The organism is Streptomyces sp. NPDC030222 (assembly GCF_055573115.1).
Map to the genome: position 1 here is coordinate 12,061 of NZ_JBVICA010000014.1, position 15,082 is coordinate 27,142.

Here is a 15,082-nt window from a genome sequence, read left to right on the forward strand (position 1 = left end):
AAGGGCGGCGTCATGCGTCTTTCCGTTCTCCCGAAAATGAAGTCCTCGGTCGCCAGGCAGCTCGCGGGCGGCGCTGTCGCCGCCGCTGTTCTCTTCGGTGTGAACGCCGCCGTCATGCCGACGCCGGCCTCCGCAACTCCCGCCAGTCAGCAGCAGATTGACTCCTGGATCAAGCACGCGCTCATCGTGATGAAGGCGAATGGAATTCCCGGCAGCTATAACGGGATCCACCGGAACCTCATGCGTGAGTCGAGCGGCGATGTCTATGCCATCAATCTCTGGGATTCAAATGCAAAAAAGGGCATTCCGTCCAAGGGGCTCATGCAGGTCATTGACCCCACATTTCGGACATACCACGTAGGTGGTACGTCTTGGGACATCTATGACCCAATTGCGAACATTACGGCTGCATGTAATTACGCGGCCCAGCGCTACGGGTCCATCGACAATGTGAACTCCGCCTACTGATCGAACGGGCACGATCCGCTGAGCGGCCGTGGCCGCTCGGACGGTCGGGGCGGCTCGGACGGTCGGGGCGGCTCGGAGGGGCGGGGCCGTTCGACGGGCGGTCCGCGGCGGACCGGGCTCCCGATGCGGCCCGAGTTCGGCCCCACCGCCCCGGACTCCACCGGCCCCCGACCGGCCGGCAAGCGGTCCGGCCGGCAAACGGTCCGCCGGCGAGCGGTCCGCCAGGCAAGCGGTCCGACCGTCCCCGGGTGGCTCGGACCGCGCCGTTGACAGTGGGTCCGCAGGTGTCCGTCCTTCCCCTGCCCGCCTTGGGGGGGAGCGGATATGACACGCAATCAGGCAATACCCGAGCGCATGCCGAGCAAGGTCAGATTCGCCCTCGTGGGCGTGTGGTTCCAGGGAGTGATGAACGTCCTGGCGGCGGTACTCGTCCTCGCCCTCGTCGGCGACAACATCGAGCACGGCCGGGACGAGGGTGCCGGGATACTGCGCACCTTCGCGTTCCTGGGCTTTCTGGCCGCCGCCGCGTTGATCGCGTCCGGGGTGCCGGCGTCCCGCCGGTACGGCTGGGTCCGCATGACCGTGATCATCGTCGAGGTCCTCACGGCCATCGGGGCCGTGGTCACCATCTTCTCGGGTGGCGGACTGACCGCCGTCCCGGGGCTGGCGATCGCCATCGCCGTCGCAGGATCCTTCGCCTCGGCCGAGGGCGAGGCCTGGTTCAACCGCTGACGCATCCGGGCCGCAGCGTGCCGCACGTCCTTCGGGCGAATGTTGCCGAGGAGACGTTCGAGGAGCGGACCGCGGTGATAGCACCAAGGACGTACGAGTACCCCCTGTACGTCCGCTGAGCCCGGGAGCAGGTACCGGCGAGCGGGGAAGGCGCGGCGCCCATGCCCCGGCGATCGGATGCGCAGCGGGACGGTTCGGCCTCCGAACCGCGGCCGTGGCCCTGGCTGCGCGGTGCGCGCATGTCGCGCGGTGACCGTCGCCGCGCCGGTCCGGCGCCCGGCGCGTCGGCCGCCGGAGCCGCACAGGAGGCGGAGCCGCCGGGCGGTGGGCCGCCCGCCGACGGGCTGGGCGGTACCGAGGAGCTCGTTCCGCGGGTGCTCCGCGCGGCCGCCGCCTACGCCTGGCGGCTGCTCGCGGTGGGTGTGGTCGTGTACGCCGTGTTCTCCGTCCTCGGGCGGTTCCACGAGCTGGCCATCGCCGTGTTCCTGGGGCTGGTCGCCACCGCTCTGCTCCGGCCTCTCGCGGACCTCCTGGCGCGACTGGTTCCGCGTCCGCTCGCGGTGACCGTGGTGCTGGTGGGGAGCGTCGTCGTCGTCTTCGGGATCTTCGCCCTCGTGGGGGCGAGCATCGCGGGGCAGACGCAGACACTCGAGAGGGAGTTCGCCGACGGCATCGACACGATCGAGCGCTGGCTCGAGAAGCCGCCGTTCCGGCTGGACCCCAGTGCGCTCGGCGACATCCAGTCGCGCATCGGCGCGTATCTGTCCGGCCACCGGACCGCGCTGATCAGCAAGGCGCTCAGTGGCGCGGGCCGGCTCGTCGAGATCGTCACCGTGCTGGCCCTGGCGCTGTTCTGCTCCGTCTTCTTCGTCCACTCGGGCGACCGGCAGTGGTCCTGGTTCTGCCGCCAGCTGCCACACCACGCCCGGGAGCGGATGGACACCGGGGGGCGCGCGGCCTGGTCGACGTTCACCGGGTACACCCGCGGCATCGTGCTGGTCGCGGCGACCAACGCCATCCTCGTCGGCATCGCGCTCGTCGTCCTGGAGGTGCCGCTGGCCGTCCCCCTGGCGCTCCTGGAGTTCTTCGCGGCCTTCATCCCGCTGATCGGCTCACCGATCGCCCTCGCGGTGGCCGCGGTAGTGGCCCTGGCGACGAAGGGGCCGGTCGTCGCGGCCGTGGTCGTCGCGCTGATCGTGGTGATCGGGCAGATCGAGGGGCATGTGCTGCACCCCGTCGTGATGAGCTGGGCCGTCCGGCTCCACCCCGTGGTGGTCGCCCTGAGCGTCGTCGGCGGCGCGCTCGCGGCGGGCGTGCTGGGTGCGGCCGTGGCGGTCCCGCTGGTCTCCGTGCTCTGGTCGGTCTACCTCGCGCTCCGGCGTCCGCCCGACCCCGTGGCGGAGGCACCGCATGTCGCCGGCGGGCCCGCGCACGGGACGGCGGAGGGACGGGCGGGCGGGGCTCTGTCGCCGTGAGGGCGTGCACCGGCCGACCGGACCGGCCCGCCCTGAAGCGGTGCCTTCAGCGGGGCGGCCCCGCGCCCGGGACGGTGCGTTCAGCGGGGCGGGGCCGAGATGGCAGGGGCGGCTGCTGTGCGGTCAGCCGTCCAGCTGTTCGTAGGCGGGGAGGGTGAGGAAGTCCGCGTAGTCGGTGTCGAGGGCGACGTGCAGCAGCAGGTCGTGGGCCTGCTGCCACTTCCCGGCGGCGAAGGCCTCCTCGCCGGTCTCGGCGCGGATCGCCGCCAGCTCCTCGGCCGCGACCCGGCGGGCGAGTTCGGGGGTGGCCCGCTCGCCGTTGTCGAACACGACGCCGGCGTTGATCCACTGCCAGATCTGGGAACGGGAGATCTCGGCGGTGGCCGCGTCCTCCATGAGGTTGAAGATGGCGACCGCACCGAGACCGCGGAGCCAGGCCTCGATGTAGCGGATGCCGACCTGGACGGCGTTGCGCAGCCCTTCGTAGGTCGGATGGGCCTCAAGGGAGGCGATGTCGACGAGGTCGGCGGCCGAGACGTGGACGTCCTCGCGCAGACGGTCCTTCTGGTTGGGCTTGTCGCCGAGCACCGCGTCGAACGAAGCCATCGCGATGGGCACGAGGTCGGGGTGGGCGACCCAGGAGCCGTCGAAGCCGTCCGCGGCCTCGCGGTCCTTGTCCGCCTTGACCTTCTCGAACGCGACCCTGTTGACCTCGGCGTCCTTGCGGGACGGGATGAACGCCGCCATGCCGCCGATCGCGTGGGCGCCGCGCTTGTGGCAGGTGCGGACCAGGAGTTCGGTGTACGCGCGCATGAACGGGGCTGTCATCGTGACCGCGTTGCGGTCCGGGAGGACGAACGCGGGCCCGGCGTCACGGAAGTTCTTGACGATGGAGAACAGGTAGTCCCAGCGGCCCGCGTTGAGACCGGCGGCGTGGTGCCGCAGCTCGTAGAGGATCTCCTCCATCTCGTACGCGGCTGTGATCGTCTCGATGAGGACGGTGGCGCGGACGGTGCCCTGCGGGAGGCCGACGTAGTCCTGTGCGAAGACGAAGATGTCGTTCCAGAGGCGGGCCTCCAGGTGCGACTCGGTCTTCGGGAGGTAGAAGTACGGGCCCTTGCCGAGGTCGACGAGGCGCCTGGCGTTGTGGAAGAAGTACAGACCGAAGTCCACGAGCGCCCCCGGGACGGCACGCCCCGCGACGCGCAGGTGCCGCTCTTCCAGATGCCAGCCGCGCGGGCGCATCACGACGGTGGCGAGCTCCTCCGCGGGCTTCAGGGCGTACGTCTTCCCCTGCGGCGAGGTGAAGTCGATGCGGCGCTCGTAGGCGTCGATCAGGTTGAGCTGCCCGAGGACCACGTTCTCCCAGGTGGGGGCGGAGGCGTCCTCGAAGTCGGCGAGCCAGACCCGCGCGCCCGAGTTCAGGGCGTTGACGGTCATCTTGCGGTCGGTCGGACCGGTGATCTCCACGCGACGGTCGTTGAGCGCGGCCGGGGCGGGCGCGACCCGCCAGGACTCGTCCTCACGGATGTGGGCGGTCTCGGGAAGGAAGTCCAGCGTGGAGGTGCGGGCGATCTCGGCGCGGCGCTCCGCACGGCGGGCCAGGAGGTCGTCACGCCGGGGCGTGAACAACCGGTGCAGCTCGGCCACGAAGGCCAGGGCCGCGTCCGTGAGCACCTCCTCCTGCCGGGGCAGCGGCGCGGCATCGACGACGACGGCCAGCGGGGACGGCGCTGGTGCGGACATGAGCTGTCACTCCTTCGGCGGCGGTGCCGTGCGGCCGTCGTCACCGGTGCCGGCACTCGGTGCCGGAACTCCGGGACGCGGGCTGCGGGCGCCGTCTGGGATCTCGGGTACTTCTGAGCTGTGGATAGTAGTTTCCTCATAGTGGAAGTTCAATGGATTGTTGATGTCGAGATTCTCCGGGTCGACACATCGTGGCGCTCGGTGCCACGCCGCTCACGGGGCGCTCGCGCGCCGTCCGGCCGCAGCAGTACTGCGGGCACATCGAGCTCATCGCCGGCGTCGACGGCGTGCTCAGTCCAGACGGGTCAGATCCGCGGGCGTGTCGATGTCCTGGACGTCCGCCACGTCGCCGCACTCGACGAGCGTGATGGCGTCCTCGTGTTCCCTGAGGTAGTCCCGGGCTCCCGAGTCCCCCGACACGCGTGCCGCGACCTCCTCCCAGCGGCGCGCGCCGAACAACACCGGATGACCGCGACGGCCGCCGTACGCCGCCGAGACGAGCGCCGAGGGCGAATCGCACGCGGCCACCACCCGGGCGACGGCCTCCGCGCCGATGCCGGGCTGGTCCACCAGGGACACCAGAACCGCCTCGGCCTCGTCGCCCGACGCCGCCAGCGAGGCGAGACCCGTGCGGAGCGAAGAGCCCATCCCCTCCTCCCAGTCGGCGTTGACCGCCACCACGCACCCCGACAGATCGGCCCGGCGCAACACCTCCTCCGCCGCCGCGCCGAGGACGACATGGACCCGACCGCATCCCCCGGTCCGCAGGACGTGCACCGCGTTCTCGACAAGGGGGCGGCCGCGGTACTCCAGCAGGGCCTTCGGGCGGCCGCCCAGCCGACGGCCGCCGCCGGCCGCCAGAACGAGGCCAGTGACAAGCGGTCCTTGAGAATTCCGACCCATACACCCTGCTTACCGCATCGGGCGGCCGGACGCGCCGACGATCTTGGATAGGCTGCCGGTCCGGATACGCAGTCCGTCATGGGGGACGTGAGTCATGAGCGATCGGCAGACGGAACGCGTCGCCGTGTTCCAGCCGCTGGAGAACGACGATCCGAAGACCGTCGCCGGATACCGCCTCGTCGCGCGGCTCGGCGTCGGCGGTATGGGCAAGGTGTACCTCTCGTACACTCCGGGCGGGCGTCCCGTCGCCATCAAGGTGATCCGGCCCGACTTCGGCCAGGACCCGGAGTTCCGGCGGCGGTTCACGCAGGAGGTGCAAGCGGCGCAGCGGGTGCAGGGGCTGTACACCGCGCCGGTCATCGACGCCGACACGGACGGTGCACAGCCGTGGCTCGCGACCGCGTACGTCCCCGGGCCCTCGCTCGCCGAAGCGGTCCTCGCGCACGGGGCCCTGCCGGTGGACGCCGTCCTGCTGCTCGTCGCCGGAATCGCCGAGGCCCTGCAGGTGATCCACGGCGCGGGCATCGTCCACCGCGACCTCAAGCCGTCGAACGTGCTGCTCGCCGCAGACGGCCCGCGCGTCATCGACTTCGGCATCGCGCGCGCCGCCGACGCCACGTCCCTCACCGGCAGCGGAGTGACCATAGGCACCCCGTCGTTCATGGCGCCCGAACAGGCCGCGGGGAGCCGGGTGACCCCCGGGACCGACGTCTTCGCGCTCGGTCAGGTCGCGGCGTACGCGTCGACGGGGTCGCCAGCGTTCGGGGAAGGCACCTCGCACGGTGTGCTGTACCGCATCGTGCACGAGGAACCGGACCTCGGTCGCGTACCGGAACGGCTGCGCGAGCTGGTCACGCGCTGCCTGGCGAAGGACCCCGACGCCAGGCCGTCGGTCGCCGAGATCATAGGCATCTGCCAGGCGGCCAACGCCGACACCATGCTGCGCAGGCCCGAGGACTGGCTGCCCGGTGCGGTGGCCGCGGACATCACCGGACGGATCGCCGCGCCCGCACCCGCTTCCATGACGGCTCCCGGAACTCCGCCGCCGGGAATCGACGCGCCTCCGGCGCAGACGCCCGCCGCGTCGTACACGCCCACTGCGCCGGTGGCCCCGGCGCCCGCCTTCGGAGCCACACCGCCCCCCGGCTACGGCCCGGTCCTCGCCGCGCCGTTCCAGGGCGCCGGGCCGGCGTACGCCCCGACCCAGCCCGGCTACGGCACCGGTGTACCGACCCAGCCCGGGTACGGTGCCGGTGTACCGACCCAGCCCGGGTACGGTGCCGGTGTACCGACCCAGCCCGGGTACAACACCGGGCCCGTGCCCCAGTACGCCCACGGACCGGCGCCCCTGCAGGTCCCGGCTCCCGTGCCCCCGCAGCCCCCGGCCGCTGTGCAGATACCAGCGCGCGCCAACCGCACGGGCAAGGGGATCGGCCTCGTCATCGTGGCCCTGGTGGTCCTCGGACTCGTGGGCAGCTGCACGGCGGCCCTCGTGAAGGCCGGTGGCGCCGGAAAGGGGAACCGGGCGGGGAGCCGCGGCGGCGCCTCTGGAGCGGGCTCCCCGACGGGCGCGGCGAGGACCCCGAAGGCCGATCCGCCCGTCGCGTACAACGGGATCGATCTGACCAGCGGATATGCGCTGTCCCTCTCCGACGATCGGGTCAAGCCGCGGGAGGACGACGGCGATGTGTTCTACGACTCCGACGCGCTGAAGACGCAGAACGGCACGGAGCTCGTCCTCCTCCAGGGCGGCCAGAAGGGCTCGCTGGAGACCTGCCGGACGGAGACGCGCTTCACGAACTACATCTACAAGACGAAGATCTCCGCAGGCGCCCAGATCTGTGTGCAGACCCCGGCGGGCAACGTCGGGCTGCTCACCGTCAAGGGCTTCAGCCCCGACTCGGACCCGAGCAAGTACATCAAGCTCGACCTGACGGTGTGGCGGAAGGCCTTGGAAGTCGACACGTCAAGCTGAATTTCCTATCACCGTGTGGCGGGGGTGGCGCGAGGTGGCGTTAACTGGGCCACGGACCCCGGCGGCTGACCACCGGCCGCGGCCCGGCACAGGGAAGTGCGAGTGGGGGAGAGCGTTGTTGCGAGGCGTGGAGCTGACGACCGTGACCGGGAGCGGCGAGGACCCGAGGGTGGCGGAGCTGCGCGCCGCCGTCTCCCGGCTGCGTCGCGAACTGGCCGGGATCCCCGCGGAGTTCCGGGACCGGGAGATCGCCGACGACGAACTGGCCGCCCTGGACGCGATGGCCGTGAGCGGCGCTCCCGAGATGCCCCGGCTGCGCCGCTCCCTGCTGCTGATCGCGGGTGCCATCGGCTCGGTCAGCGCGCTCGCCTCCGCTCTCGGAGGCGTGCGCAACGCCGTCGACCTCTTCGGCGAACCCCGCCCGCAGCAGCCGCGGCCCACGCTCCGGGCGGAGCCCTCTCGTCCGCGCAATCCACAGGAACGACGGGGCAGTTGACGGATCCCCGTCCCGGAGCGGTCGCCCCCGACCAGCTGTTGGCCGCCGCATTCTGCTGCCCCGGCCCCGCTAGGAGGCGCGCGCGGTCCAGTGCTGGTCGCTGTCCCCGTCGGCCGGGTCGAAGCCGAGGGAGGCGCCCTCGGAGTCTCCCAGCGGTTCGAGGGCGAAACCGGGGGAGATGCGAGGCCGTACGGCTCCTGATCCGTCGACGGTGAACAGCAGGTTCATGCCGTTCCTGCCGTTGACGGAGGAACAGGTCCAGATGCCCACTCCGCGGTCGGTGTCCCCACGCGAGTCCAGGCAGTACGCGGGGTCCGCGCCGCTGCGCAGCAGGCCCATGGGGTCCAGGCTCCAGCGCTGCGTCCGTGCGCCGGTGCAGCGTGCCGTCACGACGTCCGTGCGGTTGGCCATCACACCGTTCTCGATGTCCAGGCACAGCCCGGAGTCCGCGTTGACGACCTGGACGTAGCCGCCCCCCGGAACGAGCGGGACCGATCGTGGCGGGGAGCTCTTCGAAGGGGCCGGGGGCCTGGAGGGGGTGGCCGACCGGGTGGGGCGGGGCGAGCGCGAGGGACTCGCCGACGGCGAAGGAGAGGGGCTCGCCGAGGGCACGGTCGTGGGAACGGCAGGGGGCGCGGCGAGGACGGGCGGGCCCTCGGGCAAGGAGCGCTGCTCGGCCCGGACGACATGGGCCTGGTCCCCGTTCTCGAAGGCGGTCGCCATGAGCGTCCCGGCGAGGACGGCACCGGCGGCCGCCGCGGTGACGAGGAGGACCGGCTGTGAAGGCCGCCGTGCGGGTCGCTGTCGGGACCGGCCGCTGAGACCGTGCCCCGGGGCGGCGGGTCCGGGCACGGCGGGTCCGGGCACGGCGGTGGGCACGTGGCCGGGCGTGCGGGCGGGCATGAGGGCCGACGGTTCGGTCCTGCCGGGCCCGTCCGGTGCGGTGCCGGCCGGGAGGGCCGGGCGATCGGAGGCGGCATAGGCGGCCCCGCCCCACCGGAGCAGGCCCTCGGCGAACACCTCCCTGGGGTCGTCCAGCATCCGCGTCAGCTCCGCCACCAGCCGTGTGCAGCCCTGGCACCCCGCCAGATGGGCCGTCAGGTCCTCGCTGCGCCGTCGGTCCCCCGGACGGGCCGCCGCCTCGATGATGCGCCGGAAGCCCAGGCACTCCCGGTCCCCACGGCGTTCCAGGAACGCCTGGATGTACGTCCGGCGCAGGGCGTCCTGGGCCCGGTCGCGCAGCTCGGGGACGAGGTCCTGCGGTACGTCGGCGTAGGCGGCGACGACGCCGTCCGGCTCCTCGTCCACCACCGCGTACCAGAGGACGCCCCGGGTCTGCTCCGCCAGCCGGTGAAAGCCCGCCAGCATGGCGGCCGACACCTCGGACCGCAGCCGCCCGGGCGCCCACGGGCCGGCCGGACCCGCGGTGGCATCGGCGTCGGCCCACTCTACGAAGCCTGGTGCGAGCCGGTCCCGCCGGCCGGCGTCGGCCCAGTCGAGGCCGATCCGCTGAACGAGCATCAGCAGGTGGTGGCGCCACGTCCCGAGCGGTTCGACGCCCCGGCAGGTTTCCTCGACGGCGAGGTCGAAGGCCTGGAGTGCCAGCCGGCCCGCCGCGCTCCGGTCGTACGCACAGAGCCGGGCGTAGGCGAGGACGGCGGGCAGGTGCCGGCGCTTCAGCTCCTGGACGGCCGGGAAGGCGGACGGCGCACCGGCGCGTATGCGTCTGGTGAGCTCCGCGTCCGCCAGGGCGGCATGGGCGGATCCTTCGTCCTCGGGGCCCGAACGGGCCCGGTGGAGCTCTGTCACCCTGTTGACTCCTCGCTCGTCACGGCACGACGGAGCGGCCTGTCCATGCGGAGACAGACCGTTGTTACCTGCCGGAAACAAGAGCCCATGGTGAGGCAGCGACACCGACCGGAAAAGATGTATCCCTGGGTAAGGCGTCGCCGAATATCGCCGCGCCTGCTGCGAACGGCCTTTTCGCAGCAGGCGGGCCCTCAACGTCTGATCAGACGCCGGGCGGTCGCGGCGGCCACCGCGGCGGTGCGCGAGTCGACGCCCAACTTGGCGTAAACGTGCACCAGATGGGACTTCACCGTGGCCTGGCTGAGGAACAGCCGCTTGCTGATCTGCAGATTGGACAGACCCTCGCCGACCAGCTGGAGAACCTCCAGCTCACGTCTGGTCAGGGCTTCGGCCGGGGTGCGCATACGGTCCATGAGCCGGAGTGCCACGGCCGGAGCCAGCGCGGAACCTCCGGCGGCCGCCGTGCGCACCGCGGCCGCCAGTTCCTCGGGCGGGGCGTCCTTCAGCAGATAGCCGGCCGCCCCTGCCTCGACGGCCGCGAGGATATCGGCGTCGGAGTCGTACGTCGTGAGGACGAGCACCCGCGGTGCCCCCGGACCGGCGGTGATCGCGGCGGTCGCCTCGGAGCCGTGCATACCCGCCCCGAACTGGAGGTCCATCAGCACGACGTCCGCACCCCCCGCTGCCGCGATCTCGACGGCCTGCTCGGCGGTCGCCGCCTCCGCCACGACCGCGAAGTCCGGCTCGGTGTCGAGGACGGCACGCAGACCCGCCCGGACGACGGGATGATCGTCCGCGAGCAGCAGGCGGATCGTCATACGGCACTTCCTCGTACGGCTCCGTCGAACGCGACGGTACCGGCCACCGCTTGCGGCACCGTGCGGGAGCGCGCGTCGTCGCGGGACACGGTGTTCCCGGGCGCCGCGCCTCCGGTCCCGGTCCTCGCCGGCACGACGCCCCCGGACACGCGATCCGGAGTCACGGAATCAGGAGTCACGGGATCAGGAGTCAGGCGATCCGTGGTCAAGGGGCCCGTGGTCACAGGGATTGCGGTCACGGGGCCTGCGGACGTGGTGGCCGTCGTCGAGGCATCCGCGGCCGCGGCGTCGTAGGCCACGCAGCTCACCGGCGCCGCGCCGTCGCCGGGCAGCGGCAGGGTCACCGCGATCGCCGTGCCCTGACCCGGCGCGGTCTCGACGGTGAACGTGCCACCGAGCGACTCGGCACGTGACCGCATCGCCGGAAGGCCGAAGCCGCCGTCCGCCGAGGGCGTCACGGATTCGGGGGCGAAGCCCGAGCCGTCGTCGACGACGTCGAGTGCGACGGCGCCGCCGAGGAAGCTCAGCGTGATCTCCGCGCGGGCGGCGGCCGCGTGGCGCACCGTGTTGGCGAGCGCGGACTGGGCGACGCGCAGCAGTGCCACCTCGTACGGCGTGGGCAGCGGGACGGGGGTGCCGCTCACCGAGAACCGCACGCGGGGGCCGTGGGTGTCGGCGCACAGCCGCTCCAGGGCGCCGGCCAGCGACCCGTTCTCGAGGTCGGGAGGGGTGAGGGCGCGGACGAACCGGCGGGCCTCCGCGAGATTGTCCTGCGCCGCCTGTCGGGCCTGCCGGACGTGCGCGGCCGCGGGTGCATCGGCGGGCAGTGAGCGTTCCGCGGCGCGCAGGAGCAGCTGGATCGACGACAGGCCCTGCGCGAGGGTGTCGTGGATCTCCCGTGCGATCCTTTCGCGTTCCGCGAGCGTGCCCGCGTGCCGTTCGGCCGCGGCGAGTCCGGCCCGGGTGGTGACCAGCTCCTCGATGAGACGGCGCCGGTGCTCGCTCTCCCGGTACAGCGCCTGGTAGCCGAGCACGGTGGCGACGGCGACGGCCGCACCGAGCAGGGGGCCGATGAACGCCCCGGGCCCGAGCGGTCCGCCGTGGAGGACGTACGACAGGATCGCCGCGCCGGCGGCGGCCGCCACCGCCGGTACGCCCAGCCGCGTCGGCAGCAGGTGCAGCTGGAGGAAGTACAGCGGAAACGCCGCCCACAGCCCGTCCGGTGTGAGCCACAGCAGGACCAGCCAGGCCGCGCAGAGCGCGCCGAGCCACCGCGCGGCGGTGGCCGGGGAACGGCGTACGGCCGGGAGCAGCGAGCCGGCCGCGTAGACGGCGCCCATGACGACGGCCGCGGCGACGACGGCGGCCGCGGTCTCCGGGCGGTGCGCCGACGCGCGAAGGGCGGCCAGTGCCAGGAGCGCCGCCATCAGCAGATGCAGGCAGACACGCAGCACGCGCAGGGCGGGGGTGAGCGAACGAGGATCCATGACCCGTCCAGATTAGGCGGAGCATTTCGTTCCGCCCTCAACCGAAAGATTGATCGCAAGGCCAACCGGCGCGCGATGCCGGACCGGCCGCGGACCGCGCACCGTGGTCCGTATGTTCGTCGCATCGAGAGATCTGAGGTTCGCCAAGGGCCGGTTCGCGCTCATGGGAACCGTGATCGTGTTGATCACCCTGCTGGTGGGGCTGCTGTCCGGGCTCACGGCGGGACTGGCCCGGGAGAACGTCTCCGCGGTGACCGGTCTGCCGGCCGACCACCTTGTCTTCTCCCGGCCGCCCGCCGGCGGTTCCGTGTCCTTCACGGACTCCGCGGTGCCGGAGCGGAGCCTGCGGGAGTGGGCCCGGCAGCCCGGGGTCACCAGGGCCGAACCGCTCGGCGTCACGACCGTGAACGCGGCTGCGGCCCCGGCCGTCGGCTCCGCCGGGGACCGGAGGGTGGCCGTCTCCGCGTTCGGCGTGCGGCCCGGGTCCGGTCCGGCGCCCGCGGGCGTCGCGCCCGGCCGCGCCGTGCTCACCGGGCCGGCCGCGGACGACCTGGGCGTGGGTGTCGGCGACGCCGTCGTCCTGGGCGGCGCATCCGGCGTACGGCTCACCGTCGCCCGGGTGTCGGGCGACGCCTCGTACAGCCACACGCCCGTGGTGTGGATCCCGCTCGACAGCTGGCGGCGCCTCGGCCGTGCCGAACCGACGGTGCTGGCCCTGACCACCCGGCCAGGAGCGGACCTCGCGGCGGGCGATCGCGCCGCCGGGACGGAGACCCGCACCGTCGAGGACGCCCTCGACGCCATCGGCTCGTACCGCTCGGAGAACGGTTCGCTCCAGCTGATGCGCGGCTTCCTCTTCGGCATCTCGGCCCTGGTCGTCGGGGCCTTCTTCACGGTGTGGACGATCCAGCGGGCCCCCGACGTCGCCGTACTGAAGGCGCTCGGCGCGTCCACGCCGTATCTGCTGAAGGACGCGCTGGGACAGGCGGTGCTGATCCTCGCCGTCGGCACCGGCCTCGGCTCCGCCCTCGCCGCCGGTCTCGGCGCGGTGGTGGCCGGAGGGGACGTGCCCTTCGTCCTCGGGCCCTCGACGGTCCTCGGGCCCGCCGCCGTCATGGTCGTCCTCGGTGCGGCCGGCGCGGCCCTGTCCATCCGGCGGATCACCGCCGTCGACCCCCTCATCGCCCTCGGGAGCGCCCGATGACCCTGCTGCTCGACGACGTCACCCTCACCTATCCGGACGGGGACGGCCGGCTCACCGCCCTCGACCGCATCGGCCTCGACGTGCCGCCCGGTGGGCTCACGGCGGTCGTCGGCCCCTCGGGGTCGGGCAAGTCGAGTCTGCTCGCGGTCGCCGCGACGCTGGTCACTCCGGACACCGGACGCGTCGTCGTCGACGGGACGGACACCGGCGTGCTGGGTCGCGCGGAGAAGGCGGTGCTGCGCCGGGAGCGCATCGGCATCGTGTTCCAGCAGGCCAACCTGCTGCCGTCGCTCACGGCGGCGGAGCAGCTGGAGGTGATGGCCCGGCTCTCCGGCGGCCGCCGGGTGCGCGGCGCCCCGGCGCGGGCCCGCGAACTGCTTGCGGCCGTGGGCCTCGCAGACCGTGCCGACAGCCGCCCGCACCAGCTGTCGGGCGGTCAGCGGCAGCGGGTGAACATCGCGCGGGCACTCATGAACGAGCCGGCCGTCCTGCTGGTCGACGAACCGACCAGCGCACTCGACCGCGAGCGAGGGCTCGCGATACTGGACCTCCTGGTCCGGCTGACACGCGAGCGGGGGACGGCGACGGTCGTCGTGACCCACGACCGGACCCATCTGGAGGTGGCGGACCGGGTGGTCCCGATGGCGGACGGCCGCGTCGCGGAGGGACCGGTCAGGGTCTGAGGTGCCGGCCTCAGGCCTGTGTGGTGCTGGCCAGGGCGGCCGAGAGGTCCCGGGCGACCTCCTGGAGGACGGGGACGATCCTGTCCGTCGCGGCTTCCGTGACCCGTCCGGCCGGGCCGGAGATGGAGATCGCGGCCGCCGTGGGGGAGTCCGGGACCGGCACGGCCAGGCAGCGGACGCCGATCTCCTGCTCGTTGTCGTCCACCGCATAGCCGCTGCGCCGTACCTGCTCCAGCGCTTCGAGGAAGCCGTCCGGGGTGGTGATGGTCTTCTCCGTCGCGGCCGGCATGCCCGTACGGGCGAGCAGGGCGCGTACCTCGTCCGGCGAGGTGTGGGCCAGCAGGGCCTTGCCCACCCCGGTGGAGTGGGGCAGCACGCGCCGGCCGACCTCGGTGAACATGCGCATCGAGTGGCGGGACGGGACCTGGGCGACGTAGACGACCTCGTCGCCGTCGAGCAGCGCCATGTTCGCGGTCTCGCCGGTCTCCTCGACCAGGCGGGCGAGGTACGGGCGGGCCCAGGTGCCGAGGAGCCGGGACGCGGACTCGCCGAGGCGGATGAGGCGCGGGCCGAGGGCGTAGCGGCGGTTGGGCTGCTGCCGTACGTATCCGCAGGCGACCAGGGTGCGCATCAGCCGGTGGATCGTGGGCAGTGGGAGGCCGCTGCTGGCGGACAGCTCGCTCAGCCCGACCTCGCCCCCCGCGTCCGCCATCCGCTCGAGCAGGTCGAAGGCGCGCTCCAGGGACTGGACGCCGCCGGCGGCGGCGGGCTTGGAGGCGTCGGTGGTGCTGGCGCGGGACGTCGGCACGGCGCGTTCCTTTCAGGCTGACGGCAAGGCAGCAGCCTACCCGGCGGCCGTCCGGCGCACAGGGGTCCGCAGTAGGACGTCCTGGCCGGTCAGAGCTGTTCTCTCCGGGAGCTGCGGGGCGTCACGAGGACGGCGCCCAGGACGGTGCCGAGGACGGCGGGCTTCTGGATGGCGAGAGCTACATTCTATGGAGTGGAATCCTACTTCCATTTGGTGGAAACGTCCAAGGTCTGCTGCCCGGCAGCGACTTCGGTCGGGGAACCCTTGACGGCGCAGGCCCCGGCCGTGAAAACTCCGTCAACAGAACGTTGAAATCTCGTCCGGTCGTCGCAGTGGCGGAAGCGAGAGGGCGGCAGCGGCGCCGGAGCGGTCGGCTGAGGAAGCAAGCGGGCGGCTGAGGAAACAGCGGACCGCGGACGCGGCGGCGACCGACGTGGCCGCCCGCCGATGCGGCAGCCCACCGATGTGGCAGGCCGCC

At 72.7% G+C, this 15,082-nt stretch carries 11 protein-coding genes and 2 pseudogenes; 7 read left to right on the plus strand and 6 right to left on the minus strand.

The genetic code is table 11. The features are described 5' to 3' along the window. Positions 1 to 12 precede the first annotated feature (12 nt). From ACZ4Z5_RS20615 to ACZ4Z5_RS20625, 3 genes are all read left to right on the plus strand, one after another. Positions 13 to 468, plus strand: coding sequence for a transglycosylase SLT domain-containing protein (locus ACZ4Z5_RS20615; RefSeq protein WP_468264745.1), 456 nt, complete (start codon positions 13 to 15; stop codon positions 466 to 468). Between the two features lie 324 nt (positions 469 to 792). After that, entirely contained in the window at positions 793 to 1,200 is a 408-nt protein-coding gene (locus tag ACZ4Z5_RS20620; protein ID WP_468264747.1) for a hypothetical protein, read from the plus strand. A gap of 239 nt (positions 1,201 to 1,439) precedes the next feature. Further along, the gene (locus ACZ4Z5_RS20625) at positions 1,440 to 2,675 is read left to right on the plus strand and encodes an AI-2E family transporter (RefSeq protein ID WP_468265030.1); all 1,236 of its coding nucleotides are present in this window, start codon (positions 1,440 to 1,442) and stop codon (positions 2,673 to 2,675) included. A gap of 123 nt (positions 2,676 to 2,798) precedes the next feature. On the opposite strand, the gene aceB is transcribed toward ACZ4Z5_RS20625, so the two are convergent. Together aceB and ACZ4Z5_RS20635 are read right to left on the minus strand one after the other, a co-directional pair. Beyond that, positions 2,799 to 4,421: a malate synthase A gene (gene aceB, locus ACZ4Z5_RS20630; RefSeq protein ID WP_468264749.1), complete on the minus strand. Its 1,623-nt coding sequence runs from the start codon at positions 4,419 to 4,421 to the stop codon at positions 2,799 to 2,801. A 291-nt stretch (positions 4,422 to 4,712) separates the two neighbouring features. After that, positions 4,713 to 5,324: a nucleotidyltransferase family protein gene (locus ACZ4Z5_RS20635; protein ID WP_468264751.1), complete on the minus strand. Its 612-nt coding sequence runs from the start codon at positions 5,322 to 5,324 to the stop codon at positions 4,713 to 4,715. 94 nt (positions 5,325 to 5,418) lie between these two features. On the opposite strand from ACZ4Z5_RS20635, the gene ACZ4Z5_RS20640 reads away from it, so the two are divergent. Together ACZ4Z5_RS20640 and ACZ4Z5_RS20645 are read left to right on the plus strand one after the other, a co-directional pair. Further along, on the plus strand, positions 5,419 to 7,299 hold the full coding sequence (locus ACZ4Z5_RS20640; RefSeq protein ID WP_468264753.1) for a serine/threonine-protein kinase: 1,881 nt from the start codon (positions 5,419 to 5,421) through the stop codon (positions 7,297 to 7,299). A 142-nt stretch (positions 7,300 to 7,441) separates the two neighbouring features. Continuing rightward, positions 7,442 to 7,717: pseudogene (locus ACZ4Z5_RS20645) on the plus strand (DUF5955 family protein); the annotation flags it as partial. A 147-nt stretch (positions 7,718 to 7,864) separates the two neighbouring features. Here ACZ4Z5_RS20645 and ACZ4Z5_RS20650 read toward each other — a convergent pair. From ACZ4Z5_RS20650 to ACZ4Z5_RS20660, 3 genes and pseudogenes are all read right to left on the minus strand, one after another. Next, complete coding sequence (locus tag ACZ4Z5_RS20650; RefSeq protein WP_468264755.1) at positions 7,865 to 9,604, minus strand: ricin-type beta-trefoil lectin domain protein; 1,740 nt, start codon at positions 9,602 to 9,604, stop codon at positions 7,865 to 7,867. Positions 9,605 to 9,795: 191 nt separating this feature from the next. Continuing rightward, positions 9,796 to 10,422 carry a response regulator gene (locus ACZ4Z5_RS20655; protein ID WP_468264757.1) on the minus strand — a complete coding sequence of 209 codons (627 nt, stop codon included), beginning with the start codon at positions 10,420 to 10,422 and terminating at the stop codon, positions 9,796 to 9,798. A gap of 314 nt (positions 10,423 to 10,736) precedes the next feature. After that, positions 10,737 to 11,909 (minus strand): annotated as a pseudogene (locus tag ACZ4Z5_RS20660) (sensor histidine kinase); the annotation flags it as partial. 112 nt (positions 11,910 to 12,021) lie between these two features. On the opposite strand from ACZ4Z5_RS20660, the gene ACZ4Z5_RS20665 reads away from it, so the two are divergent. Together ACZ4Z5_RS20665 and ACZ4Z5_RS20670 are read left to right on the plus strand one after the other, a co-directional pair. Then, on the plus strand, positions 12,022 to 13,113 hold the full coding sequence (locus ACZ4Z5_RS20665; RefSeq protein WP_468264759.1) for an ABC transporter permease: 1,092 nt from the start codon (positions 12,022 to 12,024) through the stop codon (positions 13,111 to 13,113). Then, positions 13,110 to 13,796 carry an ABC transporter ATP-binding protein gene (locus tag ACZ4Z5_RS20670; protein ID WP_468264761.1) on the plus strand — a complete coding sequence of 229 codons (687 nt, stop codon included), beginning with the start codon at positions 13,110 to 13,112 and terminating at the stop codon, positions 13,794 to 13,796. Before ACZ4Z5_RS20665 ends, ACZ4Z5_RS20670 begins: the two co-directional genes overlap by 4 nt. 10 nt (positions 13,797 to 13,806) lie before the next feature. Here the strand turns inward: ACZ4Z5_RS20670 and ACZ4Z5_RS20675 are convergent, their stop codons facing one another. Continuing rightward, positions 13,807 to 14,604, minus strand: a complete 798-nt coding sequence (locus tag ACZ4Z5_RS20675) for an IclR family transcriptional regulator (RefSeq protein WP_468264763.1) — start codon at positions 14,602 to 14,604, stop codon at positions 13,807 to 13,809. Between the last annotated feature and the right edge of the window lie 478 nt (positions 14,605 to 15,082).

Coding starts and splice junctions, on each gene's coding strand:
- ACZ4Z5_RS20615 (WP_468264745.1), top strand. CDS start 13: ATGCGTCTTTCCGTTCTCCCGAAAATGAAGTCCTCGGTCGCCAGGCAG.
- ACZ4Z5_RS20620 (WP_468264747.1), top strand. CDS start 793: ATGACACGCAATCAGGCAATACCCGAGCGCATGCCGAGCAAGGTCAGA.
- ACZ4Z5_RS20625 (WP_468265030.1), top strand. CDS start 1,440: ATGTCGCGCGGTGACCGTCGCCGCGCCGGTCCGGCGCCCGGCGCGTCG.
- aceB (WP_468264749.1), bottom strand. CDS start 4,421: ATGTCCGCACCAGCGCCGTCCCCGCTGGCCGTCGTCGTCGATGCCGCG.
- ACZ4Z5_RS20635 (WP_468264751.1), bottom strand. CDS start 5,324: ATGGGTCGGAATTCTCAAGGACCGCTTGTCACTGGCCTCGTTCTGGCG.
- ACZ4Z5_RS20640 (WP_468264753.1), top strand. CDS start 5,419: ATGAGCGATCGGCAGACGGAACGCGTCGCCGTGTTCCAGCCGCTGGAG.
- ACZ4Z5_RS20655 (WP_468264757.1), bottom strand. CDS start 10,422: ATGACGATCCGCCTGCTGCTCGCGGACGATCATCCCGTCGTCCGGGCG.
- ACZ4Z5_RS20665 (WP_468264759.1), top strand. CDS start 12,022: ATGTTCGTCGCATCGAGAGATCTGAGGTTCGCCAAGGGCCGGTTCGCG.
- ACZ4Z5_RS20670 (WP_468264761.1), top strand. CDS start 13,110: ATGACCCTGCTGCTCGACGACGTCACCCTCACCTATCCGGACGGGGAC.